Source organism: Pectobacterium cacticida (assembly GCF_036885195.1).
In the GTDB taxonomy this organism is placed as follows: Bacteria; Pseudomonadota; Gammaproteobacteria; order Enterobacterales; family Enterobacteriaceae; genus Pectobacterium; species Pectobacterium cacticida.
The window spans coordinates 1,463,958-1,490,273 of sequence record NZ_CP133656.1; the positions used below are offsets into that span (position 1 = coordinate 1,463,958).

The following is a 26,316-nucleotide window of genomic DNA, read 5'->3' on the forward strand; positions in this document are numbered from 1 at the left end:
CTTCATCCTACTTTTAGAGTGATAACGAACGATATTTCTCACGCAGAACATGGCGTAGGCCAATCGCCGCAAGGTTCAATCCCACAACGATCAACACCAGCAACAGTGTCGTTATATAGACCAATGGCCTGGCGGCGTCTACATCCGGGCTTTGAAACGCCAAATCATATATTTGGAACCCCAGATGCATAAATTTTCGCTCCAGGTGCAGATAAGGGAAAATATCATCAATGGGCAAAACTGGCACGGATTTCACCACGCCGACCAACATGAGCGGAGCTGTTTCGCCGGCGGCGCGCGCGACGGCGAGGATCAACCCTGTCATCATAGCTGGAATCGACATTGGCAGTACCACATGCCACAGCGTTTCGGCTTTGGTAGCACCTAACGCCATTGAACCGTGGCGTAAGGACATAGGAATACGTGACAACCCTTCCTCTGTGGCCACAATTACTACAGGCAACGTTAGCAGAGCAAGCGTCAGCGATGCCCATAGCAGCCCCGGCGTGCCGAATGTTGGATTAGGCAATGCTTCAGAGTAAAACAGTTGATCCAGCGTGCCGCCAATGAGGTAAACAAAAAAACCTAATCCGAACACGCCGTAAACAATGGAAGGCACGCCAGCCAGATTTACTACGGCAATCCTAACCCAGCGAGCAAGCGTGTTTTTCCCTGCATATTCATGCAGATAAATGGCCGCGATTGCCCCCAAAGGCATGACGAGTATAGACATCAACACCACCATTAACACGGTGCCAAAAATGGCAGGAAAAAGCTGGTCGGAACCGCCATTGTTCGGTGAATAGTGTGTCAGCATATATTTCGCCTGCATGGCCCAATGACCAATTTTATCCCAAAAATTCATGGTGTTAGGATACCAGGCTTGTTCGATATCCTTAAGCGGGATGAGATGGATGGCGCCATTAGCGTCTCGTAATTGTAAGGTATCACGATCAATGTCTCGATTGAGCATCGCTAACTGGTTTGATAGCTCATCGAAGCGGCGTTGAAGCTCAATGTGCTCGGCCTGAAATCGAGCTTGTATCTGATTATCCAGTGTTTTGGCACGCTGCCGCTTTTTCTCTTCCTGTCGCAGTGCCTCAACCTGTTGATTGATCTTCGCCATCTCTCCCATGCGTATTGATTGCGTTTTTGCCAGTAATCCTCGTACTTGCTCGATGCGCTGTTGCAAGGTTGCAGGAAGATCTTTTGCCACTAGCGATTGCTCACCTTCCAACATTCCAGCCAGATAGCCATATGCGGTGCTCATGTTCGTGCGCTTTAATACGAGAAGGTCCGCAGGTTGATCAATACGGACAATGTCACGCGATAATAAGGTACGAAAGCTTTGTCCGTAGATTTCGCGTTGGCCTGTTTTAATTAAGTAGCGGGTTTCAGTTTCCCCTGGCGTAAAAGATAAACCCGCCAGTTCCAGATGTTCGGGCGAGAGCGTCTGTTGCGCATAAATTTCACCAATGAGTGCGCGCGGTGTTCCTTGTTCTGGCTGCAACGTGAATAACCAGACAGGTTGTGGCCACAGATAACGCAGGCCTTGTCCGGCCAACAGCACAAAAATGACCAGCATCGCCAACAGGCTGATCGATATGGATGATGCTGTCAGCCATATCCAGGGTTTTCCTGAGGAGAACCAGTGCCTCACGCGTTTTCTCCTTCATCATGGTAGCGCTGACGTAAGCGCTGCCGGATATTTTCGGCCAACGTGTTTACAATAAACGTAAATACCAATAAGACTAATGCCGATAAAAATAACACCCGATAGTGACCGCTATTCGTTACGGCTTCTGGCATTTCAATCGCGATATTAGCGGCCAGCGAGCGCAAGCCACGCAGCAGCCCCTCATCCATAATCGGCGTGTTGCCCGTCGCCATGAGCACAATCATCGTTTCCCCTACGGCGCGGCCAAAACTTAGCATCAGTGCGGCGAAAATACCGGCGCTGGCAGAGGGCAGTACAACACGCCATAGGGTTTGCCAGGCCGTTGCACCTAGCGCTAACGACCCTTGGCTTAAACGCATCGGGACACTGAATAAAGCATCTTCCGCCAGTGAGAAAATCAGAGGAATGAGGGCGAAACCGAGGGCGACGCCTGCCACCAGCGTATTGCGTTGCACGAAATTGTCGCCTAGCCACTGATACAGAGGTTTGCCCAATATGGCTATTTCGAGCGGGGCGGCAACCCAGCAACTCACCGTGAATGTTAGCGCAATAGCGGGAATGAGAAACAGTGTCTCCCAGCCCGCCGGGAGGCGAAAACGCCAGCGTGCAGATAGGCTGTCAATCAGCCAGCCACAGCCGAGGACGACCAGCATCCACAATAGGGGCATGACCAGGATGGCGGACAGATAGGTTGCAAAATGCGGTGCCAGCCAGAGGGCTGCAATCAGCCCCACAACGACCGTGGGCAGCGCTCCCATGATTTCCAGCATGGGTTTTATCCAGCGTCGCAGCGCCGACGACATAAAACAGGCAGTATATATCGCGGCAGACAGCGCTAGCGGTGTGGCAAAGAGCATCGCGTACAATGCCGCTTTCAACGTGCCTAACATCAGAGGCATCATGCCAAATTTAGCCTGATAATCATCATCTGCCGACGTGGACTGCCAGATATGTGCCGGTGCCGGATAGTTCTCATACCAGATTTTTTGCCATAGCCCGCGCCAGCTGATATCGGGATAGGGGTTATCGACCCGATAACGATGCCAGCCTTGCGCTGTTTCAACTATAATCGCTGAGCCGCGTGGAGAAAATGCCAGGCTCTGCGCATGGGCGGGTAATTTCTGTGTCAGCAGCGCATGCGCTGATTGGTCGGCAAAGAGTGAAAATATTCCCTGTTCATTCAGTGTCGCAAAGACGCGTCGCTGCGCCTCCGTCGCCAGCAGCACGGATTTCCCCATAATAGGGAATTGACGGATCGGCGTCAGCATCGTGCGTGTTGCGCCTGGAACGTCAAACCATAGGCTAATCTGTCCGTCAGCAGACAGGACCAGCAGTGAGCGCCCTCCGGATAGCAGCGCCAGGTGTAAGGGTTCATCCTGCGGCAATTGCCGCGTTTCTTGCCGCGTCAGTGCGTCAGTGTCCACCAGCCACCGCGTTAATTGGTTACCTTGGAGCAAATACACATATTGCCCATCAGGTGTCAGCAGTAGTTGCTTCGTTGCTCCGACAGGAAGAGAAATCCTTGCCCGTTGTCGTGCGCCGTTATGATCAACATCGGCAATAATTAATGTATTTTCCTGTCCTATTGCCGCAACAATAACGTGTGTTTCGCTCACTGCTGCTATCGCCAAATGACGTAGCGGCTGCGCTGGTAGCCCAAGTGAATAGGGCTGTTCACCCAACGGATAATCCCAGGCGGGGGAACGATTTTCCGTCTGAGGCAACCGAGGTTGAACAAAAACCAAACGACCGTCAGGCTGGCTCAGGGCATAAACCTGCCGCGTGCCCTGACTTTTTGCCAGCATACTCAACGCGGGAACCAGTCGTACACGAGATAGGGACTGGTTTCCCGTCAATGGTATAAATTCGCCATATCCCTGGTCGTCAATGCGAAACCCCAGCAGGCCATTGTCGCTGATGCCTAGCGCCTGTGAAGGTTCTGCACTGTGGCGCGGCACCGTTTCTTGTCCGTTAATCGTGGGCGCGAGGAATAGTGGCGTCACCACATATAAAAGATAAAAAAAGATTAACAACAGCATCATTAGCACCAATAATCCGCTGCCCGCTACGATGCGGTGAACTAAGCGATCTACCCACGAACGCCGTCGATCCCGATGCTGTGATGTATTGCTTATCTTTACCATTCTTCTCGCCGTTGGAGTGAATCCGCCAGAGTCATGTGACTAACGTGATGTGGGTAGCATATGTTGCCTTTACGTTCATAATATGACAATGGTAAGTCTGTCTATAAGTTAGCTTTTATCGTCATCATCGCGCCATAATGGTGTTGTACCCTGTCTTCTTTAGGAAGGGGTATGAATATTGGATGAACCTTTAGTACATGAGTTGAGCGGAGTGACAATGAGTCAGGACAAACTCTACATAGAGAAAGAATTAAGTTGGTTATCCTTTAATGAACGCGTGCTCCAGGAAGCCGCAGATAAGAGCAATCCGTTAATTGAGCGCATGCGCTTTCTCGGCATTTACTCCAGCAATCTTGATGAATTTTATAAAGTCCGCTTTGCCGATCTAAAAAGACGTATATTAATTAACGAAGAGCAAGGTCTGGACGGCAATCTGCGGCGTCTCTTAGGAAAAATTCAGGCTCGCGTATTAAAAACCGATCAAGTCTTCGACAGCCTGTATAACGAACTATTATTAGAGATGGCGCGTAATCAGATTTTTCTGGTTAATGAACGTCAGGTTTCCCCTAATCAGCAAGAATGGCTGCGAGAATATTTCAGGCATCACCTGCGTCCGCTTGTCACGCCTATTCTCATCCAACAGGAAACCGATTTGGTCGAGTTTCTGAAAGATGACTACACCTACCTCGCCGTCGAAATCATCCGAGGCAATGAGATTAATTACGCCTTGCTGGAAATTCCCTCAGATAAAATCCCGCGTTTTGTTAACCTGCCGCCCGAAGCACCGCGTCGTCGTAAGACAATGATTCTGATTGATAATATATTGCGTTATTGCCTGGATGACATTTTTAAGGGCTTCTTTGATTATGATGCACTCAACGCCTATTCCATGAAAATGACGCGCGACGCGGAATACGATCTGGTGACGGAAATGGAATCCAGCCTGCTGGAACTCATGTCATCCAGCTTGAAGCAACGTCTAACCGCTGAGCCGGTAAGATTTGTTTATCAACGCGATATGCCGGATGCCATGGTGACCGTGCTACAGGATAAACTGGGCATCTCGTCCTATGATTCTGTTATCCCTGGTGGTCGTTACCACAATTTTAAAGACTTTATTTCTTTCCCGAATGTCGGGCGCGCCAATCTGGTCAATAAACCCTTGCCGCGCCTACGCCACACTCGGTTTAGCCATTTCCGCAACGGATTCGATGCGATTCGTGAGCGCGATGTGCTGCTCTATTATCCTTACCACACGTTTGAGCATGTATTAGAACTACTACGACAAGCGTCTTTCGATCCCAATGTACTGTCCATCAAAATCAATATTTACCGCGTTGCTAAAGATTCCCGCATTATCAACTCGATGATCCATGCCGCGCATAACGGTAAGAAAGTGACGGTTGTGGTAGAACTACAGGCGCGTTTTGATGAAGAGGCCAATATCCATTGGGCTAAGCGCTTGACGGAAGCCGGCGTACACGTAATTTTCTCTGTGCCAGGATTAAAGATCCACGCCAAATTGTTTCTGATTTCTCGTCGCGAGGGGGACGATATTGTACGCTATGCCCATATTGGTACCGGTAATTTCAATGAGAAAACCGCTCGGTTATATACCGATTATTCGCTATTGACCGCCGATGAACGCATTACCAACGAAGTGCGCAGTGTCTTTAACTTTATTGAAAACCCCTACAGACCGGTTAGCTTTGAATATCTGTTGGTGTCACCGCAAAACTCGCGCGACAGACTTTATCAATTGATCGATACCGAGATCGAGAATGCACTGGCGAAGCGCGATGCGGGTATTACCTTGAAAGTCAATAACCTGGTTGATAAAGGGTTAGTGGAGAGACTGTATCGGGCCTCTTCGGCAGGCGTGAAAATTAATCTGCTAGTGCGCGGCATGTGCTCGCTGATCCCGCAGTTACCCGGTATTAGCGACAATATTCATGTCATTAGCATTGTTGACCGCTTTCTGGAACACGATCGCGTATATGTCTTTAACAATGGCGGGGATAAGAAGGTCTATCTTTCATCTGCCGACTGGATGACGCGTAATATTGATTATCGTATCGAAGTTGCCGCAGAAATACTCGACCCGGCGTTAAAGAATCGCATACTGGAGACGTTGAACATCTTGTTCAGCGATACGGTGAAGGCCCGCGTTATTGACAAAGAGTCGAGCAATCGCTATGTATCACGCGGCAACCGGCGTAAAGTACGCGCGCAACTGGCCGTTTATGATTACATCAAGGCGTTGGAGCAACCTGGAGATAAGCCTGAATAATGCCGTTAACAAATAATGAAGAAATTGAGATGAAGCCACAGGAATTTGCGGCTATCGATCTGGGATCCAATAGTTTTCACATGGTGGTTGCGCGTGTGGTCAACGGCGCACTTCAGGTTCTAGGGCGTTTAAAACAGCGAGTGCATTTGGCCGATGGACTGGACAGCCAAAATAAGCTCAGTGAAGAAGCTATTCAACGTGGCTTGAATTGTTTGGCCCTGTTTGCTGAACGTTTGCAAGGTTTTCCTGCCATGAACGTTTCCATCGTTGGTACGCACGCGTTGCGTCAGGCGACCAATGCACAAGACTTTTTGCGCCGAGCGGCAGGCATTATCCCTTACCCGATAGAGATCATTTCCGGGCACGAAGAAGCCCGTCTGATCTTTATGGGCGTGGAGCATACTCAGCCGGAAAAGGGGCGTAAATTGGTCATTGACATCGGCGGTGGCTCCACCGAGCTTGTCATCGGCGAAAATTTCGAACCGATGCTGGTGGAAAGTCGTCGTATGGGGTGTGTCAGTTTCGCGCAACAGTTTTTCCCTAAAGGGGAAATCAGTGCAGCCAACTTTCAACGCGCAAGGCTCGCGGCGGCGCAAAAACTTGAGACGCTATCCTGGCAATATCGTATATACGGCTGGAGTTTTGCTCTCGGTGCGTCGGGGACGATCAAAGCTACGCACGATATCCTCGTTGAGATGGGAGAAAAAGACGGCCTGATTACTCCCGAACGGCTGGAAATGTTGCGGGAGCAGATCGTGCAGTATAAAAATTTCAAATCACTGAGTCTGCCGGGGTTATCCGAAGATCGGCAGTCGGTATTCGTGCCTGGCCTGGCGATTCTGTGCGGCATTTTCGATGCGCTGGCGATCAAAGCATTGCGCCTATCCGATGGCGCGCTACGCGAAGGCGTGCTTTACGAAATGGAAGGGCGCTTTCGCCATCAGGATATCCGTATCCGCACCGCTCAAAGCCTCGCTACCCACTATAATATCGATCGGGAGCAGGCTCGGCGCGTGCGAGAAACGACACAACATCTTTATGCGCAGTGGGCCGAGCAAAATCCTAACCTGACGCACCCGCAACTTGAAGCCATTCTAAACTGGGCCTCCATGTTGCATGAGGTTGGTTTAGGCATCAATCATAGCGGGATGCACCGCCATTCCGCCTACATTCTGCAAAATACCAATTTGCCCGGTTTCAATCAGGAACAACAATTGGTGCTATCAATGATTGTCCGGCTGCATCGTAAGGCTATCAAGTTGGAAGAATTGCCTCGGTTGAATCTGTTCAAGAAAAAGCAATATTTGCCACTGGTGCAACTCTTACGACTTGCGACGCTCTTGAACAACCAGCGTCAGGCGACAACGACACCAGAATCATTACGGTTACACACTGACGGTAATCACTGGACGCTGACATTTCCTCATCAATTCTTCGCTAACAATATGCTGGTACAACTGGATTTGGAACGGGAACAGGAATATTGGCAAGATGTCACCGGATGGCAGTTGACCATTGAAGAAGAACATCCTTGAATATAAACGTGTTATTCAGGGATGTTCTCGGCATAGGCAGGTGCTATGCAGGCAAGCGACTAGCGGATAGTGTATGTCTGACGTAAAGTTTACAAGGAAGGGGCCGATACCACTGTAATGGCTGGTGGAAATTTCATCAGTCTTATTTAACCTCGGCTGAAAGGTGCTTTTCCTTTTATGCCGGATAAGGCGTCACTCCGTATCAAGGAGAGTAAAATGGATGTATCACAGATTGCATCATTCGCGACCGATCTCAGTACGCTGCGCACCAGTAGTGAGGCCAGCGCGTTGGTGATGAAAAAAGCGCTCGACAGCCAGGAAGCTGTTGCACTGGGCATTTTACAGGCATTGCCTCCTTTGCCAGCAAATCCGGCAATTGGTCGCAATATCAATACTACGGCTTAATTCCTTAGTACAATACAACCCGCTAATGTGTCTTAGGCGGGTTTTTCACCTTAGATAATACTTGTGGTATCACGCTTATTGTATTTCCTTTCCCTGAGTCTCATGTCTACCGTTGTAAGCTATCCCCTTTTTTCCTATAACGGATTGATCTCCCGTACGGCTTGTGCCTAAATTAATAACAGCGAATGTTCGCTTCTGCTGAGGATTAATGGAGCATGTCTACGCTTACCCATAGACGACGATTATCAATACGCCCACGACGACGTGGTTCTAGTATCGCCCGTGTCGTATTACTCATCAGCTTCATCATTCTTTTAGGCCGTTTTGCCTACTCCACTATCACTGCGTTTAGTCATCATTATGATAAACAGCAGCGCGCTGAACAGTTACACTTTCCAGCCAATGATCTTATCAATCGAAGAGAATAGATCCATGTTTCCATAGGGACGAAGAAAGAAGCGCTGAGGGGAAGAATGCGGTTATGTCACGCAATAGATTTTGGCGGGGTAACATCCTTATTTTCATGCAGATAGCACTTTAGTAAATTGCAACTTCCATAACACTGCATCAGATTGATTTACAGCATCTTCTCTCCCGAACGTTCATTGACAGGTAAGTTCGTAAAGTGTCAGACCTTTATGTAGGCATTTATGATGGCTTCATCCTCAATGGATAAAATGATGGCGCGGGTAAGTTTCATCCTGTAGACAGAGCGGTGACAGAGACCATTTACTTCCACTTCTCTACATACAGCCTCCTGATTGATGCCATAGCGCTACTGTATACAACCTGGCACATCCATTGTGTTTCCTTTCATTCTGCTAAAAAATCGCCCCCTTAAAACCTGGGAATAAGCACAGCATGTAGAGACGGGCTGAGATCTCCGTACATAAAAACTTTTCGTTATACACATCCTAGCGCCGATTATGCTGGAAGAATCGAACACATTCGTATGATCGCTTACGTATTGAGCAACAATGATTTTTTAGCGGATAGGGATAGAAAATTTTTACCTAAAGGGGTTGCCATCAATTTAGGGTTAGTCCATAATGCCGTCCATCGCATTGATATGCATAGTTTAAATTTGTTTTTAATCAACGATTTATGGTTAATTATTGATATTTCTCCGTTGGCGTTTAAAGTATCACTCGTCGGAAAGTATTAATGATTAACAACGAATATTTGGCGCGTTAACAAAGCGGTTATGTAGCGGATTGCAAATCCGTCTAGTCCGGTTCGACTCCGGAACGCGCCTCCAATATTTGCCCGGGTGGTGGAATCGGTAGACACAAGGGATTTAAAATCCCTCGGCGTACGCGCTGTGCGGGTTCAAGTCCCGCCCCGGGCACCATTGATTTAAACCAATAAAAACAATTAGTTATAGGATTAAATTCAGCCACCGCAAGGTGGTTTTTTTGTGCCTGTAAAACGCCAGTGGCGACAAAATGGCGGCAGAATGGCGACAGAAGTTTTAAACGGTTTTGATTTTAGGGGGGTAAGAATTGGCTGTTCATAGGCTGCTTCGAATCTTTACTGGATGGAAACAGGTATTCTCGGTGTCCGCTGATGGGCTTCATGGCGTCCAGAATGGCTAACGCCTGTAGCGGCAGGTGAATAATATGATCACGACGCATCTTCATGCGGCCAGCGGGGATCGTCCAGGTGTTATCTGTAAGGTTTATCTCACTCCAGCGCGGTGATGAAGTGACGATCAGTAAGCTGGGTGATCGGCAAGGTTCCGATGAACGGGAACACGTATTTTTCCAGCGTAAGCGAACGGCGAACTCGCGTTGTGTGATTAAAATAATGTAATAAGCTTACGGGGATTAACTGAAGCGGTTTTCGGCGTAAGGTAATAACTCATTGAGTCTGTTGTTGGGCCAGCTCGGTAAGCGGGTCAACACATCCCGCAACCAGATATACGGGTCGTGTCCGTTGAGTTTCGCGGTTTCCAGCAGACTCAGGATAGACGCCATCCTTTGCCCGGCACGCAACGACCCGGCAAAAAGCCAGTTCTTGCGGCCTACGGCCACCGGGCGGAGGCTGTTTTCAGTGCGGTTATTGTCGATAGGCACCCGACCATCATCCAGGTAGCGCAGCAACGCCGGCCAGCGCTTCAAGGTGTAATCCAGCGCCTTACGCAGCCCGGAGTTCGGGGCCGTTTGCGTTTGTTGCAACAACAACCACGAGTGGAAGACCGCCAGTCGGGGTTTCGCATAGCGCTGTCGCCACTGGCGCCTTTTATCTGCGGACCGGTGTTTGATTTTGCGCTCGAGTTTGTACAGCTCGCGTGGTGGTGTCCAGAGCCAGCCTGGCGACCGGGCTTTTGTTGGCGGTGAACAGCGCGAAGAACTTGCGCCGGGCATGTGCCCGGCAGCCGGCCTCAAGGGCCTGACCACTGTCAAACAACGCCTGGTAACCCGCATATCCATCCACTACCAGGGTGCCGCGCCAGCCCTCAAGCACATCACGGGCATAGTGGCCACTGCGCCCCGGCTGGCAGTCATAAAGCACTATCGCCCGGTCAGCCCCCCGGGCGGTGATATAAGCCCACAGGTAACCGCGCCGGGTTTTGCCCTTGCCGGGGTCGAGGATAGACAGCGGGGTTTCGTCGGCCTGCAGAACCGGGTGTTGCAACAGGTCGTGATGGAGCGCGTCGGCCAGCGGTTTGAGCGCGGAGCCAACCGCGCCGAACCAGCCTGCCAGGGTACTGCGAGGCAGGTCGACACCGCTGCGTTGATATATCGCCTGCTGACGGTAGAGCGGCAGGTGGTCAAGGCTCTTGGCACACACCACCTGCGCCAGTAGCCCCGGGCCGGGCAGACCTTTTTCAATCAGTTGTGCCGGTAACGGTTCGCTGACCACGGTCTCGCAGTGTTCACAACTGAACTGCGGGCGAACATGGCGATGCACGATAAAGCGGGCCGGCACATATTCCAGCCGTTCGCTGATTTCATCACGGATGAAGCGCAGGGGATGACCACAGTCCGGGCAGCTATCGGACGCCGGGGCCAGACGGACCGCTTCCCGGGGCAGTTCAGGCGGCAGAGCCTGGCGTTTGGCGACCTGCTGTTTTGGGGCGTTCGGCGCGGGTAACAGTGCAACCAGTTGCTGCTCGATATCGGCGACATCGGCGTCGATATCTTCATCGAACAGTCCGCGCTGTTCCCCCTGGAAGGCTTCGCTTTTTCGGCCAAAACGCCAGTGACGGGCATTTTTCAGCGCCTCTTCGAGTTGCTGGATATAGCCTGCCTGGGTCTGGTTTCGCTGCGTCTGCCGCTCAAGGTCCGCGAGTAATTTCAACGCCAGGGAGCGCAGTTCATCGGGGTTTTGTGAGGTCAGCAGCGAGTCGATATCCATGCAGGGATTTTATCAAAACAGAGATTTATTGTCATTTAAAATCAATGCATTAATTCACATTCATTTTTATTTCCATTGCGTTAAATCCAGGCCGTCTACCCGTTTCCAGTCGATGCCTTTTATCAGCCAGTCGAACTGTTCGGGCAACAACATCCAGGCGACATCCCCCTGTTTCGGCCAGATAAAATGGCCCTGATGAAGACGGCGAAGACACAGCCAGACACCGTGTTTGTCCCAGCGAAGGACTTTGATACGCGAGCGCGCCTTGTTGCAGAAGACAAAAGCGGCTTCCCCTTGCCAGGGTTGATGCAGGTGGTCGGTAATGTATTGGGTCAGGGAATCGATACCCCGGCGCATATCGACCGGCTCGCGCGCCAGCCAGATGTGTTGCGGCGTTAACACAGGGACAAGGCCTGCATCACGGCCCGTAACTGGGCGGGAAGACAACTGACCGAACTGCCGTTGGGGAGGTTGAGCGTCACCGTGTCGGCGTCGTAATTTCCCGGCATAACCCGGTGCGCAGGAATAAATGCGGCGGGGACGGTGGCGTCATCGTGATGCTGTTTTAGCCAGTAATAAAAGGTGGCCACATTGATATCCTGTTGCTGGCAATATTGCTGTTTAGTTAATCCACTCTGTTGCCAGGCGTCGAGATGCTGTTGCCGTTCACGGTGAGAATAGCGTTTTGCTATATTTTACCTCAGGTTCGTTGTATTGAATGAGGGCAGCATGTGGCAACAGAGTTTTGTTAACAATATGAGTTCGCCGGACGCTTACAGCAATAGTTTCACCAATGTCTATACAGTGACCTACAATGGTAAAAAAGTTATGGCACGTTGCAAAAGAGAAATTCATACTTTTTCAGCACCAGTTCATGAATGTGATGTTTTTATTAATAGTGAATATACTGCAAATCTCTTCCTGAGATAATGTTGAGAATAAATTGACCCTGTAAATAATTCTGTGTAACTGCCACCGTATTAAAGGTGATCGCTCAGGCGGTCACCGAACTCGATAATAAAACGGCTCATCGCCAGCCGCCAGTTCTGTATCGGCATGCTCCATTTTTTCGAGGCCGACTCGATCGCCAGATAAATCACTTTCCGCACCGAATCGTCCGTTGGGAACACTTTGCGTTTCTTTATCGCCTGACGGATGACGCTGTTCAACGATTCGATGGCATTCGTCGTGTAGATGGCCTTACGGATATCGGGCGGGTAGCCAAAGAATGTATTGAGATTTTCCCAGTGCGTGCGCCAACTCTTACTGATTTGCGGGTATTTCTCATCCCAGATGCCGGAGAATTTGTCCAGCGCCATCAGCGCCGCTTCCTCTGTCGGTGCCTGATACACGGCTTTCAACCCGCTGGTGACTGCTTTGTAATCCTTCCATGAGACGTATTTCAGACTATTGCGTACCATATGGATAATGCATAACTGAATATGGGTCTGCGGATAGACGCTGTTGATGGCCTCCGGGAAGCCCTTCAGACCGTCCACGCAGGCAATGAGAATGTCCTTAAGCCCCCGGTTCTTAAGCTCTGTCAGCACGTTCAACCAGAACTTCGCCCCTTCATTTTCCGCCAGCCACATGCCCAGCAGTTCTTTCTGACCGTCGGTGTTGATGCCCAGCGCAAGGAACACCGCTTTATTGATGACACTGCCGCCATCACGAACTTTCACCACAATACAGTCAAGATAAACAATGGGATACAGTGAGTCTAACGGACGGTTTTGCCATGCAGTAACCTGCTCTTTAACGGCGTCGGTCACTTTAGATATCAGCGTGGGAGAGACATCGGCATCGTACATTTCTTTGAACGTGGCGACAATTTCCCGCGTGGTCATGCCCTTGGCATAGAGGGATAAAATCTGGCTGTCCATCTGCGTGATGCGAGTCTGATTTTTCTTTATTAACTGCGGTTCAAAGGTGCTTTCACGGTCACGTGGCGTGTTGATTTCAAGCTCGCCGTCATCGCACAGCAGGGTTTTAGATGAATAGCCGTTGCGGGTATTCGAGCCTGATTTTGGGGCATTTTTCTCGTGCCCGAGGTGCTCGGTTAACTCAGCATTGAGTGCTGTTTCGACGGTAAGCTTTGTCAGCATACGAGAAAACGCATTCAGGTCAGCTTCGGTTTTAAGGCCTTTAGCCAGTTCAGCAGCGAGTGCTTTGAGTTTCTTTTCGTCCATAATTAGCCTGTCTCTGTTGTTGGAGTGAACATATCAAAAACAGGCAGATACACAATCTAAATTACAGTCTCAATAAATTAGCTACCGCGCCCTCTGAGGCTTGCTCAACAGTTCACCGACCTAAAAACAAGTTTTAGGTCGGCTCACCGTTCGGACGTGAAAAAGGAAAGTTTACTGTTTGGATTTATTTATAACATTTTCGATATAAGTTTGGCCTTGTGCTTTATACCTTTCAATATCGCTTTCATGAAGATTTGGGATATCAAGCAGAATCCCAAAGACCAATTCCTTATCTACATAACCAATATTTGGCAACCTCTGCACCGAAAATAATTTTCTGGCGGGTGTTTTCTCTTTTTGTCTGCTGTTTCTTTTTAGCTTCCAAGAAGTATAGACGCTCTTGTGCTGAAGCAATTTGTTGTTTGATTGTTTTTGTTGTCATTATTTCTCTCCTTTATATTTTTATGGTTTTATTTTTCATCGGCATCCCAAGCCTAAAATGAATCTGAATGGCTGTTTTTAACTATCGGCTTTTTAGGTTTGTAGGGAATATTTGCGTATTCGTATCCTGATGCTATTCTTTTCTTTACGGACTTAATACGAAAACGGAAATAATCCTTTTCTTGTTTTACTCTTATCTCTTCTCTTTTTCGATAAATAGTTTCTGCTGCCTTAGCATAGGCCTGTTCAACATCAGTATAAATACCGTCTTCAATTAATCGTCTGGCTACCCAATCAATGGCTTCATCATGGTTTTTATGCATATCCTCTCCTTGTAATATTCAGTGCAATTCAATTAACATATTTTGAATAATTATCAACAGGATAGAGAATTATATTCTTATCTGATAACCCACATACTCAACAACCCAATATTTATTCCCCACATCACAGCATTTATTGTCAGTAGAATTAATGCTGTCTCATCTAACTCACCAAGTCTCATGTTATTTTCTTGTTTCTTGTTTCATTTCGTTCATAGCGGTTTAGTTGGATAATTTAGGTGTTATTTTTATTTCCATAATTTAACTTAATCGCTACTTTATGATCGATCAATAACATTTAAAATAAAAAAGCAATGAAAAAAATAATTATCATTAGAAATAAACATAGTTTGAAATCATTAGCCTGAGAAGAACATTAAAATTATTTGAAATAAACCAGATCGTTGTCTATTACTTATTGAACACTATTAAAATAAGATATTATGAAATGTTTTTAGCTTTTTAACTTGAGAGGAAATTCTGATGGACGTTAATGATATCATCTATGTACTCGAAGCTCAGGATGAGAAAGCTGCGGCATTAAGCCTCAGCAAAGGAGGATTTGAAGGCTGGGTACAGGCTGAACTATGGTACTACATGAATATTGTTAAAGGTGAGCCAGTGGCACGCGAGGTGAGATATCCTGACTCTTTAACCTACTGTGATCTAGTTTGCGACGCTACCATGACCAGCCCGGCACAATGGGTTGAAGTAAAAGCCTATGGTATTTTCAGAGACGGTGATGAAATGCGTTTTCTGGACGGTGTCTCGACTGACGTCATGAAAATTTACGGTAAGCCAAGTGATGCAACGGGTTCAGTTTACCTTATCGTCCCCAAAGCGATCTCAGGAAAAATAGAGGCTCTGATCAAGCGCAGAGGTTGGAACATTTTCCAACGAGCAGAAAGTGTATATGTATATATCTATCACGCGGATATTCAGTGATTTATTCTAACCAATCCTATTCATAAAAGGATACTTATTATGGCAAAAGAGATAGATAAATCTGGTCAATTATCTGATGAAACTAAAGAAGCATTAAGTTTTCTTTCTGAATTGGCCAACAAACAACTTACCCTATACAAATTAACTATTACTGATGAGCTTAAAAATGCAGAGCAAAGTAAAACACTACCGATCACAGCAATCATCAACAGAGATGGACAAACTCGCTCCTATTTAAAAAAAGAAGCCGATAACATCAACAAAGTTGTTGATGAAGCCGCAGGGATGTTTATTGATGAACAGAGCATCGCAACTGGCATAGGAAATATAATTAAATTGTTGGTTAGTTCATTTCTTGGCAGCTCGGAAGGAGAGGAAGTCTATAGAGAAAAATACCTTTGCTACACAGACGGAATTTCTCTATTACGATTCGACTTTCTAGCTTGGAAGCGCAATGTCAAGACGCAATCACTATTAACTCACACAGAATCAGTCTCTGCATATTATTATACTATTTCTGTTGTAGATGTGACTAAAGTTGATTTTCAGACTTTTGCTGCACTCTATAAAGATGTCTTGAAATCTGCTGGAGATTCTGCTGAAGAAATTATTAAAAGTCTCGATGATTTACATAAAATCTATGACAGACTGCGACAAAAAACTCCGGATCAGCTTAAATCTCATGTTAACGATAACTATAACGGCAAGCGATTATTGCACCTTAGTTAAATAAAAAGTGACCTTAGGTGTATTAGTCAAGAAAAGATCTGATATATCAACTTGAAAGACTGAGAGTTACAAGTGCTCTTGACAGTTCAAGAGCACATTTTAATTAAATCATATATTTTCTAGCGCTCATTCACACAAAATAGCCCATCACATGGGATAAATAATCATAAAACATCTTGAAAATTAAATTTAAAAACATAGTATGTAAAATCAATCTATCCTTAAAATCCGACCTCTTCGCGTTACTTATTTTTGTTTATTAGTGCTTTTCATTTCACCTGTTAAAATTTAATTCTGATTTCCATAGTTAACCTGTGAATTGCGCAACAGGGAAAACCGTCTAATAACACGATTATTTTTCGTGTTTTAGAGATCCCCCGCCTTACGGCGGGATAAATTAACATTCTTTTTGTCCTTCGGACACCATCTAAAACCCATCGTAAGCGTCCGGTGAACTCATATTGTTAACAAAACTCTGTTGCCACATGCTGCCCTCATTCAATACAACGAACCTGAGGTAAAATATAGCAAAACGCTATTCTCACCGTGAACGGCAACAGCATCTCGACGCCTGGCAACAGAGTGGATTAACTAAACAGCAATATTGCCAGCAGCACGATTTGAACACGGCCACCTTTTATTACTGGCTAAAACAGCATCACGATGACGCCGCCGTCCCCGCCGCATTTATTCCTGCGCACCGGGTTATGCCGGGAAATTACAACGCCGACACGGTGACGCTCAACCTCCCCAACGGCAGTTCGGTCAGTTGTCTTCCCGCCCAGTTACGGGCCGTGATGCAGGCCTTGTCCCTGTGTTAACGCCGCAACACATCTGGCTAGCGCGCGAGCCGGTCGATATGCGCCGGGGTATCGATACCCTGACCCAATACATTACCGACCACCTGCACCAACCCTGGCAAGGGGAAGCCGCTTTTGTCTTCTGCAACAAGGCGCGCTCGCATATCAAAGTCCTTCGCTGGGACAAACACGGTGTCTGGCTGTGTCTTCGCCGTCTTCATCAGGGCCATTTTATCTGGCCGAAACAGGGGGATGTCGCCTGGATGTTGTTGCCCGAACAGTTCGACTGGCTGATAAAAGGCATCGACTGGAAACGGGTAGACGGCCTGGATTTAACGCAATGGAAATAAAAATGAATGTGAATTAATACATTGATTTTAAATGACAATAAATCTCTTTTTTGATAAAATCCCTGCATGGATATCGATTCGCTGCTGACCTCACAAAACCCCGATGAACTGCGCGCTCTGGCGTTGAAATTACTCGCGGACCTTGAGCGGCAGACGCAGCGAAACCAGACCCAGGCTGGCTATATCCAGCAACTGGAAGAGGCGCTGAAAAATGCCCGTCACTGGCGTTTTGGCCGAAAAAGCGAAGCCTTCCAGGGGGAACAGCGCGGACTGTTCGATGAAGATATCGAAGCCGATGTCGCCGATATCGAACAGCAACTGGTTGCACTGTTACCCGCGCCGAACGCCCCAAAACAGCAGGTCGCCAAACGCCAGACCCTGCCGCCTGAACTGCCCCGGGAAGTGGTCCGTCTGGCCCCGGCGTCCGATAGCTGCCCGGACTGTGGTCATCCCCTGCGCTTCATCCGTGATGAAATCAGCGAACGGCTGGAATATGTGCCGGCCCGCTTTATCGTGCATCGTCATGTTCGCCCGCAGTTCAGTTGTGAACACTGCGAGACCGTGGTCAGCGAACCGTTACCGGCACAACTGATTGAAAAAGGTCTGCCCGGCCCGGGGCTACTGGCGCAGGTGGTATGTGCCAAGAGCCTTGACCACCTGCCGCTCTACCGTCAGCAGGCGATATATCAACGCAGCGGTGTCGACCTGCCTCGCAGTACCCTGGCGGGCTGGTTCGGCGCGGTTGGCACCGCGCTCAAACCGCTGGCCGACGCGCTCCATCACGACCTGTTGCAACACCCGGTTCTGCAGGCCGATGAAACCCCGCTGTCTATCCTCGACCCCGGCAAGGGCAAAACCCGGCGCGGTTACCTGTGGGCTTATATCACCGCCCGGGGGGCTGACCGGGCGATAGTGCTTTATGACTGCCAGCCGGGGCGCAGTGGCCACTATGCCCGTGATGTGCTTGAGGGCTGGCGCGGCACGCTGGTAGTGGATGGATATGCGGGTTACCAGGCGTTGTTTGACAGTGGTCAGGCCCTTGAGGCCGGCTGCCGGGCACATGCCCGGCGCAAGTTCTTCGCGCTGTTCACCGCCAACAAAAGCCCGGTCGCCAGGCTGGCTCTGGACACCATCCGCGAGCTGTACAACCTTGAGCGCAAAATCAAACACCGGTCCGCAGATAAAAGGCGCCAGTGGCGACAGCGCTATGCGAAACCCCGACTGGCGGTCTTCCACTCGTGGTTGTTGTTGCAACAAACGCAAACGGCCCCGAACTCCGGGCTGCGTAAGGCGCTGGATTACACCCTGAAGCGCTGGCCGGCGTTGCTGCGCTACCTGGATGATGGTCGGGTGCCTATCGACAATAACCGCACTGAAAACAGCCTCCGCCCGGTGGCCGTAGGCCGCAAGAACTGGCTTTGTGTGTCACGAAGGAGATGTCATGACGACAATATGAGATTGGCGGCATGAACACTCCATGTTCCAAGACGGATGGAGGTTGGCCCTCCGATCAGGGCGTGCAGGCGCACTGATCAAACGACCCGAAGCTGCGGACATGTTCAGCGTGTCGGTGGTGAGCGATTCGGGAAAAGGCAGAGACTCTACTGTCACGTATGATTCAGGCAGTTGAACGCAAGTGAACTGACCGACGAAGCGACGAAATCTTGGTCGGTGTCAAAACGGGTTTGTATAGCCGAACCCCAAGCAGCACAGAGGAAACCTGACTACCGACTGTGCGGCACCCGTCGTTAAGGCAGCAAGAGCCTGGATCAGGCCGTTTTGGGGAACGTGAGAACCTATTTCCGGCACGTTATCGGGGAATAGGGGCGGACTCGCCCGTAGTAGCGTTGAAGGGTCTGTAATGGGTCTGGAGCGAAGGGGCGGGGATCACTTTCGTTGTGCGAGGCACAACTCGAACGAGGATGAAGTTTTGTCACAACGAAAAGCATTCGAGATACCAAAATCGCTGGTATGGCAGGCGTATCATGATGTACGCCGCAACCGCGGAGCGCCTGGCTGTGATGGCCAGACCCTTGCTGACTTTGATCGACAGCGAAATCGGAACCTCTATCGGATCTGGAACCGGCTATGTTCGGGGTCGTACTTTCCGCCGCCGGTTCGTGAGAAGCGCATCCCGAAGGACAACGGCAAGGAGCGTGTCCTAGGCATTCCGACGGTCGCCGATCGGGTGGCCCAAGGTGCGGTGAAGCGTTATATGGAGGCCGAGATTGATCCGATCTTCCATGCTGACTCATACGGGTACAGGCCAGGGAGATCGGCACATGATGCCCTGCGCCAGTGCACACGACGGTGTCACCACAGGTCGTGGGTACTGGAAGTGGACATTAGTGCGTTCTTCGACCATGTCGGCCATGATTTGATCATCAAGGCGCTGGAACACCACCAGATGCCAAAATGGGTGATCTTATATTGTCGGCGATGGCTTCAAGCGCCAATGCTGGATGAGGTAGGGCAGAGACAGGAGCGAGATCGAGGAACGCCTCAAGGAGGCGTTATTTCCCCGCTGCTAGCCAACTTGTTTCTGCACTACGCCTTCGACAAATGGATGGACAGGACACATTGCGGCATACCGTTCGAACGGTATGCCGACGATATCGTCATCCACTGCTCGAGTATGAGCGAAGCCGTTCGGATCAGGCAAAGCCTGACGCAGCGAATGGCTGAAGTGGGACTGACCATCAATGAGGAAAAGTCGAAGGTGGTCTATATCGACACGTTCGAGCGATACAACGTCGCTACAAGCTTCACTTTCCTTGGTTATGACTTCAAGGTGCGGACCCTGAAAAATTTCAAGGGGGAACTGTTCCGAAAATGCATGCCTGGTGCGTCGATGAAAGCAATGCTCAGGATAGTGAAGACGATCAAGGACTGGCGCATCCACCGATCCACAGTGGACAGCTTGGAAGAACATGCCAAGCGACATGATGCTGTGGTTCGAGGATGGATCGAATACTACGGAAAGTTCTGGTACCGAAACTTCAGTTACCGGCTGTGGAGTGCGCTGCAATCCCGACTGATCAAGTGGATGAAGGCCAAGTATCGAATCTCAACGCGGCAAGCGGAGCATCGGCTACGTCTAGCCAAGAAAGAGAAGCCGAAGTTATTCGCACATTGGTATCTACTACGTGCATCGAATGTGTGATCAAGAGCCGTATGACGGGAGACTGTCACGTACGGTTCTGTGAGCAGCCTAGGGGTGAAACTCCCCTGGGCTGACTCGACTTGCCGGGTCGTTGCGTGCCGGGCAAAGGATGGCGTCTATCCTGAGTCTGCTGGAAACCGCGAAACTCAACGGCCACGACCCGTATATCTGGTTGCGGGATGTGTTGACCCGCTTACCGAGCTGGCCCAACAACAGACTCAATGAGTTATTACCTTACGCCGAAAACCGCTTCAGTTAATCCCCGTAAGCTTATTACATTATTTTAATCACACAACGCGAGTTCGCCGTTCGCTTACCTTTCTTTAACAGGATTTTTCTGTCTAACAGATTCATACGTGCTTATCTCCAATGAAACCGGCGTTGACCGGTCAGTGCAGATAGTTAAACGGTTATAGAGGGAGGTGTATGATAATTTAGGTTTAAAATTAGGAAAGCTAAGTAAATTTTTGAAATAATGATTCTGATAACTGCACGTTGCCTTAGAACCAGTTGATGAAAGAATTCACTCTTATTCGGCGTGTTCTCACTGAGAACAGCACCGACTATATGCACTACATATTCCACGCGTTTTTTCTGGTTCAGTTTATTGCCCCATATATAAATACAGCATCAGCCATTCGCGATGCGTAAGCCTCTTGCTCCTTCCGATGCCATCACTTTTCCTGTTGCGGCTGTTTCCACAAATTCCCCCCACCAGCACATCAACACCTTGCGCTGTTCCAGATAGGTGGAGCGGTTATAGGCACGGCGCACTTCGTTGGTGTCAACGTGGGCGAGGGCGGCTTCGATCACATCTGGCGGAAAGCCTTCTTCATTGGCGGCGGTACTGAAAATGGCGCGTAGGCCGTGGGATACCAGTACACCTTTGTAACCCATACGGCGCAATGCGGCGTTAGCGGTTTGGCTGTTCATCGGCTGCTTCGGATCTTTACTGGATGGAAACAGGTATTCTCGGTGTCCGCTGATGGGCTTCATGGCGTCCAGAATGGCTAATGCCTGCGGGGGCAGGGGAATAATGTGATCACGGCGCATCTTCATACGGCCAGCGGGGATCGTCCAGGTGTTATCCGCAAGATTTATTTCACTCCAGCGGGTTTCAGCGGCTTCGGCAGGGCGGGTAACGGTCAGTAGCTGCCATTCAATCAATAAGCGGGTCTGTAACTCAATGCTGGCGACCGATAGCGTTTTCATCAAGCCAGGTAATGCTTCTGGCCTAATGGTCGGCATATGAGTTTTAACCGGTGTTTGAAACGCTTTGCGGATCTTGGCGGCGGGGTTTGCAGGAATCAGCCCGGAGTTAACCGCATAATCCATTACCTCATTAATTCGCTGGATTAACCGCTTGACGGTTTCCAGCTTGCCGCTGGCCTGTATTGGTTCCAGCGCGGTGATGAAGTGACGAGCAGTAAGCTGGGTGATCGGTAAGGTTCCGATGAACGGGAACACGTATTTTTCTAGCGAACGCCAAATATCTTTAATGGTGTTCTCGGCCAGCGGTTGGGATTTTTTCACTTCGTACCAGTCAGCGGAGACTTTGGCGAACGTGTTCAGGTTGGTGGCTTGTTCTTGTTCGCGCTGCTGTTGCTGATGGAATTGTGGATCGATACTTTTTTCTAAGAGTGCTTTGGCTGCTTCTCGCATTTGCCTTGCATCAGCTAAAGAAATTGCCGGATAGCTGCCAAACGTCAGCGTAGTGCGTTTTTTAGTTTGTGGGTGGTAATAGCGAAAACGCCATGTCTTTGTGCCGGAAGGTTTGACGAACAGTAACAGCCCGCCACCGTCATGCAGCGACAATTCTTTGTCTATTGCTTTAGCGGCTTTGACTTCCGTGTTCGTGAGGGGCTTTGCCTGAATTGCCATGATCGTTACCTTTGGGACTACGCTGATATAGTCCCAAATGTAGTCCCAAACTTTCCGGCTGTAAACGGGGGATGCCGATAGATAACAGGCAACAAAAAACCCGCAAACTCAGTGAGAATGCGGGTTTCTGTGGGGTTTCCGGTAGTAAACGAGACTAACCGAATATGTATTTGGTCGGCACGAGAGGATTTGAACCTCCGACCCCCGACACCCCATGACGGTGCGCTACCAGGCTGCGCTACGTGCCGATGCTATGGGCGCTTATACTACCGTTTCCTGACCTTATTGCAATAGCCGGATGAAATGACTGCTTTAGATTTAGGCAGTTAGTTGGCAATAAAGCGTCTTTCGTTCGTGAGTACCTGTAAAAGCAGGGTTAACTGCGGTTTTTCATTATGCAGTTGATTTCCCTGTGTGTCATAAGCCCGGTAGTTGCCATTACTTTCTAACACGATGAGTTGATCATGCGTAGTAATTTGCAACGAGCCATCGTCACCGTTAATTAACCATGGATAGCGTCGTTGTCCAGAAAACAGATCTTCGCCTTGTGAGTAATCATCTGGGTTGTTTTTCACATGGAGCAGACGCAACATTAATGTGGTCATGACGTCTTTGTTGTCCGTCATTTTGGTTATAGTCTGCGCAGGGGTGTTCGGCCAGTGAACAATCAGCGGTGTTTTCCACTGAGCACGGGCGAAGCGTGACTCATGGTTGACATTAGTATTCTGGTTATGCGTCGTCGTCACGATAACTACCGTTTTCTCCAATAGCTCTTTTTCCTGCAAAGTATGAATGATTTGACCTATCTGACGGTCAACATCCTCATAGTTAATGTATGCGTTCGGTTTCGAGTCTGTGCTATTCGCGGTTTTTGTCGTGCCACTCAGTTCAACATAAGAAAACCATGGGGAGGGGCGAGTATCCCGATTAAGCCATTCCTGCCACTGAGTGACGATGATGTCGCCGTTTTGCTGTTTTGCGGGAGGTAAGGAGAAGTCAGCGAGCAGCGCCTGACGATAAAGAGGGCTGTTGAAGCCGTTCGCCGAAAATAGCCCAAACTGATAGCCTTGTTGGCTTAATGCGGTGATTAATGCCGATGGCTTGCGTGAACTCAGAATACCGTCCATGTAGGTCGTCGAGAGGCCATAAAATAGGTTAAATAGCGCGGCGTTCGGCTGTGAACCTGAATCATAATGATCGCTGAAAAGCACATTTTCTGCGGCGAAGCGCGACAAATTAGGCATACGATTTTGTATGGCATTTGGTGGCGTTTCATCGATCATCACCATTAACAGATTGTAGCCGCTGCCGTTATCGCGGAAGGTGATGTTACTAAGTGGATACTCAACCGTTATGGCTTCCGGGTTACCCTGTTGCGTTAGCCGACGCTGATATTCCTGTGCATCCAGTAGGCCATGTTTTTCCAGAAATCGCCGAGCTGTCATCGGATAAGATAAAGGAAGATTAGCGCGTTGCATGGTAATCGGCCGATAGAAATTGGCATCAGCCCAGATATACATGAGGTGAGACGCGAAGAACGCTGAAATAAAAACGCCTGCCAGTGGTTTACCAATATGTCGACGGTTCAGACTGCGTAATTTTTGCCAACACCACGTGCCGAACAACATTTCCACCATAAAAATCAATGGAATGCCGATAAACATCCACTGCCAGTCGCGGGCTATCTCACCCTGCTCAGGGTTGACAACGAGTTCCCAAACGGTGCTGTTAAGGTGCAGGTGAAAACGCGTAAATACTTCCGCATCGACTATCAGTAACGTTAGTCCCGCCGTTGCCAGCGTAGCGGATATGAAGCGTAGCAAGCGCTGGGACAGTACAATGAACGTCAGCGGGAAAATGATTAGGAGATAGGCGGCAAAGACGATAAAGCTAAAATGACCTAACCAACTCACCAGTGCGTAAAGTCGACCGAACAAAGAGGAAGGCCAGTCGGCAACAAACAAATAGCGGCTACCCAGCCCTAATGTGAGCAAAATGTTGAATAAAGCGAACCAGTGGCCCCAACTGATCATTTGGGAGACTTTTTCGCGGTAGCGCTGACGGTTGGTTACCATACGTTGGTCAAAACTTAGTGAGCTTTATCGGTTTTTTTAATCGAAGCCTGCAGAGCCTCAGCGAAAGAGTGCGCCAGAATCTGGCGTTGCGCAGGCGCGATACTGGTATTAATCAGATTCGTCACCATATTACCGAGCACCATCAAAGCAAGGTCGGTAGGCGCATGATGCTTTTCCAGAACGTTGACCATCTCAGAAAGCAGTTGTTCAACATGTTCGTCACTATAACGGGATGATTGTGGCATAAAACGGCGTATCTCAAGCTGGTAAAGTCGATTATCTTACCGTATAGGCTTATGCTTTTCTGCACTTTTATAACTATATACCTTTTATTACTTCCTATACCGTTATCACTACATCAATGAGCGGATATCAGGTGTGGTGGGTTTTATGATTGCGGGCTGTACGTATCAGTGTTTGAATACGCGCCTAGCTAAAAGGAGAGTTTACCATGAGTCTGGATATCGCCCAGATTGCCTTGCATCAATTGATTAAACGTGACGAACAAACGCTGGAAATGGTGTTGCGCGATTCGCTGCTATCGACCAATGCGGCAGTTGAAGAAATGATGGCAGAATTGCACCGTGTTTATAGCGCTAAGAATAAAGCCTACGGGGTGTTTAACGAACAAAGTGAACTGGCGGATGCGCTGAGAGCCTGTCGTAGAGGGGATGAAGATTTCCTAAGTTTCTCTCGTGCGGCTACCGGACGTCTGCGCGACGAACTGGCGAAATATCCGTTCGCGGAAGGCGGCATTGTTTTGTTTTGCCAATACCGTTATCTGGCTGTCGACTATTTATTAATCTCGGTGCTCAATAGTTGCAACAGTATGCGGGTAAACGAACAGTTAGATATTAGTACCACACATTATTTAGATATTAATCATGCCGACATTGTTGCGCGTATTGATTTGACAGAATGGGAAACGAATCCCGATTCGTTGCGCTATCTGACGTTTCTGAAAGGGCGGGTAGGGAGAAAAGTATCTGATTTTTTCATGGATTTTCTGGCTGCCTCTGAAGGCCTGGACACCAAAGCTCAAAATCGTGGCTTGCTGAAAGCAGTCGACGAATATTGTGACGAGGCGCAATTAGATAAAAATGAACGTCAGAATTATCGTCAACAGGTATATAGCTACTGTCATGAGCAGTTGCAATCTGGTGAGGAAATTGAGCTAGCGTCATTGTCACAGGAACTACCACCATTGGGTGAGAAAACCTTTCAGCAGTTTTCAGCCGAACAGGGCTATGAATTGGAAGAACGCTTCCCTGCCGACCGTGGGACGTTGCGCCAGTTGACTAAATATTCTGGCAGCGGCGGTGGAATTAGCCTGAACTTTGATGCGTTATTACTTGGCGAGCGGATTTTCTGGGATCCGGCGACGGATACGTTGACAATAAAAGGCACGCCGCCGAACCTACGCGATCAGTTGCAGCGTCGGATGAACGTGACTAAACCGTAGAAAAGGGCAATTTTCACAGGCTAAACGGTCACATTACTTACGGTGAGGCCGTTTATAGGTGACAGTGTATTATTAAGCCCAAAAAAACGCCACATAAGCGGCGTTTTTTCTTTCCAGCGTCCTGGAAATAACAACTTCAGCGCAAACTAAACGCGAATGAAGTCGATGTGGGTCAGCTTAGGCTTGAAAACGTGGCGTTGTACGGCCTGAACTTTGACGTGAACTTCTTTACCATCGATAGACAGGATCACCGTTTCACCATAGAAGCCTTCTTTGATTTCCTGGTTTTTAACTGTGTCGTGATCCAACTCGATAGAAAGTGGCGCTTCTGAACCGCCATAAACGATGGCTGGGAATTTACCAGCGGAACGCAGGCGGCGGCTCGCACCCTTACCCTGATCCTTACGTACTTCTGCTTTGATAGTAATCATTTTATTCTCTACTTTTAAAAAGTAACCCTGCTACAGGCGACCCAGCAGCAGGCGGGGTTATTCAGCTTTTACGAACAAAAGCGGGCTGGATTCTAGCGGAATATCGTCTCGCGGG

At 48.9% G+C, this 26,316-nt stretch carries 19 protein-coding genes, 3 tRNA genes and 5 pseudogenes; 13 read left to right on the forward strand and 14 right to left on the reverse strand.

Annotated elements, in window-relative coordinates; genetic code table 11:
- Nucleotides 1-13 precede the first annotated feature (13 nt).
- Both pstA and RFN81_RS06990 read right to left on the reverse strand, forming a co-directional pair.
- On the reverse strand, nt 14-1,660 hold the full coding sequence (gene pstA / locus RFN81_RS06985; RefSeq protein ID WP_264498396.1) for a phosphate ABC transporter permease PstA: 1,647 nt from the start codon (nt 1,658-1,660) through the stop codon (nt 14-16).
- On the reverse strand, nt 1,657-3,822 hold the full coding sequence (locus RFN81_RS06990) for an ABC transporter permease subunit (RefSeq protein WP_264498397.1): 2,166 nt from the start codon (nt 3,820-3,822) through the stop codon (nt 1,657-1,659). The genes pstA and RFN81_RS06990 overlap by 4 nt, the downstream gene beginning before the upstream one ends.
- 217 nt (nt 3,823-4,039) lie before the next feature.
- On the opposite strand from RFN81_RS06990, the gene ppk1 reads away from it, so the two are divergent.
- From ppk1 to RFN81_RS07020, 5 genes are all read left to right on the forward strand, one after another.
- Nucleotides 4,040-6,112, forward strand: a complete 2,073-nt coding sequence (gene ppk1, locus RFN81_RS06995) for a polyphosphate kinase 1 (RefSeq protein WP_264498398.1) — start codon at nt 4,040-4,042, stop codon at nt 6,110-6,112.
- Entirely contained in the window at nt 6,112-7,647 is a 1,536-nt protein-coding gene (gene ppx, locus RFN81_RS07000) for an exopolyphosphatase (RefSeq protein ID WP_264498399.1), read from the forward strand. Before ppk1 ends, ppx begins: the two co-directional genes overlap by 1 nt.
- 216 nt (nt 7,648-7,863) lie before the next feature.
- Entirely contained in the window at nt 7,864-8,052 is a 189-nt protein-coding gene (locus tag RFN81_RS07005; protein WP_264498400.1) for a YjfB family protein, read from the forward strand.
- Nucleotides 8,053-9,236: 1,184 nt separating this feature from the next.
- Nucleotides 9,237-9,310: transfer RNA gene (locus tag RFN81_RS07015), tRNA-Cys, on the forward strand.
- A 6-nt stretch (nt 9,311-9,316) separates the two neighbouring features.
- Nucleotides 9,317-9,403, forward strand: a tRNA-Leu gene (locus tag RFN81_RS07020).
- A 151-nt stretch (nt 9,404-9,554) separates the two neighbouring features.
- Here RFN81_RS07020 and RFN81_RS07025 read toward each other — a convergent pair.
- The 7 genes and pseudogenes from RFN81_RS07025 to RFN81_RS07055 form a co-directional block, all read right to left on the reverse strand.
- Nucleotides 9,555-9,746 (reverse strand): annotated as a pseudogene (locus tag RFN81_RS07025) (tyrosine-type recombinase/integrase); the annotation flags it as partial.
- A 132-nt stretch (nt 9,747-9,878) separates the two neighbouring features.
- Nucleotides 9,879-11,412: pseudogene (tnpC, locus tag RFN81_RS07030) on the reverse strand (IS66 family transposase).
- Between the two features lie 66 nt (nt 11,413-11,478).
- On the reverse strand, nt 11,479-11,814 hold the full coding sequence (gene tnpB / locus RFN81_RS07035) for an IS66 family insertion sequence element accessory protein TnpB (RefSeq protein WP_264498401.1): 336 nt from the start codon (nt 11,812-11,814) through the stop codon (nt 11,479-11,481).
- Nucleotides 11,808-12,104 (reverse strand): IS66 family insertion sequence element accessory protein TnpA, encoded by a 297-nt coding sequence (gene tnpA / locus RFN81_RS07040; RefSeq protein WP_406626449.1) that lies wholly within the window; start codon nt 12,102-12,104, stop codon nt 11,808-11,810. The genes tnpB (RFN81_RS07035) and tnpA (RFN81_RS07040) overlap by 7 nt, the downstream gene beginning before the upstream one ends.
- A 288-nt stretch (nt 12,105-12,392) precedes the next feature.
- On the reverse strand, nt 12,393-13,601 hold the full coding sequence (locus tag RFN81_RS07045) for an IS256 family transposase (RefSeq protein WP_264495962.1): 1,209 nt from the start codon (nt 13,599-13,601) through the stop codon (nt 12,393-12,395).
- A 171-nt stretch (nt 13,602-13,772) separates the two neighbouring features.
- Nucleotides 13,773-14,043 (reverse strand): annotated as a pseudogene (locus tag RFN81_RS07050) (conjugal transfer protein TraD).
- Between the two features lie 52 nt (nt 14,044-14,095).
- Nucleotides 14,096-14,365 carry a hypothetical protein gene (locus RFN81_RS07055; protein WP_264498403.1) on the reverse strand — a complete coding sequence of 90 codons (270 nt, stop codon included), beginning with the start codon at nt 14,363-14,365 and terminating at the stop codon, nt 14,096-14,098.
- Between the two features lie 483 nt (nt 14,366-14,848).
- Between RFN81_RS07055 and RFN81_RS07060 the strand changes: the two genes are divergently transcribed.
- From RFN81_RS07060 to RFN81_RS07090, 7 genes and pseudogenes are all read left to right on the forward strand, one after another.
- Complete coding sequence (locus tag RFN81_RS07060) at nt 14,849-15,310, forward strand: hypothetical protein (protein ID WP_264498404.1); 462 nt, start codon at nt 14,849-14,851, stop codon at nt 15,308-15,310.
- Between the two features lie 39 nt (nt 15,311-15,349).
- Nucleotides 15,350-16,039: a hypothetical protein gene (locus RFN81_RS07065; protein WP_264498405.1), complete on the forward strand. Its 690-nt coding sequence runs from the start codon at nt 15,350-15,352 to the stop codon at nt 16,037-16,039.
- A gap of 524 nt (nt 16,040-16,563) precedes the next feature.
- Nucleotides 16,564-16,860: an IS66 family insertion sequence element accessory protein TnpA gene (tnpA, locus tag RFN81_RS07070; protein WP_406626450.1), complete on the forward strand. Its 297-nt coding sequence runs from the start codon at nt 16,564-16,566 to the stop codon at nt 16,858-16,860.
- Nucleotides 16,854-17,189 carry an IS66 family insertion sequence element accessory protein TnpB gene (tnpB, locus tag RFN81_RS07075; protein WP_264498407.1) on the forward strand — a complete coding sequence of 112 codons (336 nt, stop codon included), beginning with the start codon at nt 16,854-16,856 and terminating at the stop codon, nt 17,187-17,189. Before tnpA (RFN81_RS07070) ends, tnpB (RFN81_RS07075) begins: the two co-directional genes overlap by 7 nt.
- 66 nt (nt 17,190-17,255) lie before the next feature.
- Nucleotides 17,256-18,608, forward strand: a pseudogene (tnpC, locus tag RFN81_RS07080) (IS66 family transposase); the annotation flags it as partial.
- A gap of 511 nt (nt 18,609-19,119) precedes the next feature.
- On the forward strand, nt 19,120-20,352 hold the full coding sequence (gene ltrA / locus RFN81_RS07085) for a group II intron reverse transcriptase/maturase (protein ID WP_264498408.1): 1,233 nt from the start codon (nt 19,120-19,122) through the stop codon (nt 20,350-20,352).
- Nucleotides 20,353-20,434: 82 nt separating this feature from the next.
- Nucleotides 20,435-20,611: pseudogene (locus tag RFN81_RS07090) on the forward strand (transposase domain-containing protein); the annotation flags it as partial.
- A gap of 371 nt (nt 20,612-20,982) precedes the next feature.
- Here the strand turns inward: RFN81_RS07090 and RFN81_RS07095 are convergent.
- The 4 genes from RFN81_RS07095 to RFN81_RS07110 all read right to left on the reverse strand — a co-directional run bounded on the left by RFN81_RS07095 (nt 20,983) and on the right by RFN81_RS07110 (nt 24,553).
- Nucleotides 20,983-22,233, reverse strand: coding sequence for an integrase domain-containing protein (locus RFN81_RS07095; protein ID WP_264498409.1), 1,251 nt, complete (start codon nt 22,231-22,233; stop codon nt 20,983-20,985).
- 171 nt (nt 22,234-22,404) lie between these two features.
- A tRNA-Pro gene (locus tag RFN81_RS07100) sits at nt 22,405-22,481 on the reverse strand.
- Nucleotides 22,482-22,559: 78 nt separating this feature from the next.
- Nucleotides 22,560-24,308 (reverse strand): LPS biosynthesis-modulating metalloenzyme YejM, encoded by a 1,749-nt coding sequence (yejM, locus tag RFN81_RS07105; RefSeq protein WP_264498410.1) that lies wholly within the window; start codon nt 24,306-24,308, stop codon nt 22,560-22,562.
- A gap of 14 nt (nt 24,309-24,322) precedes the next feature.
- Nucleotides 24,323-24,553 carry a YejL family protein gene (locus RFN81_RS07110; RefSeq protein WP_264498411.1) on the reverse strand — a complete coding sequence of 77 codons (231 nt, stop codon included), beginning with the start codon at nt 24,551-24,553 and terminating at the stop codon, nt 24,323-24,325.
- Nucleotides 24,554-24,759: 206 nt separating this feature from the next.
- Between RFN81_RS07110 and yejK the strand changes: the two genes are divergently transcribed.
- Nucleotides 24,760-25,770, forward strand: a complete 1,011-nt coding sequence (yejK, locus tag RFN81_RS07115; protein ID WP_264498412.1) for a nucleoid-associated protein YejK — start codon at nt 24,760-24,762, stop codon at nt 25,768-25,770.
- Between the two features lie 146 nt (nt 25,771-25,916).
- Here the strand turns inward: yejK and rplY are convergent, their stop codons facing one another.
- Nucleotides 25,917-26,201, reverse strand: a complete 285-nt coding sequence (gene rplY / locus RFN81_RS07120) for a 50S ribosomal protein L25 (RefSeq protein WP_264498413.1) — start codon at nt 26,199-26,201, stop codon at nt 25,917-25,919.
- Nucleotides 26,202-26,316 lie beyond the last annotated feature (115 nt).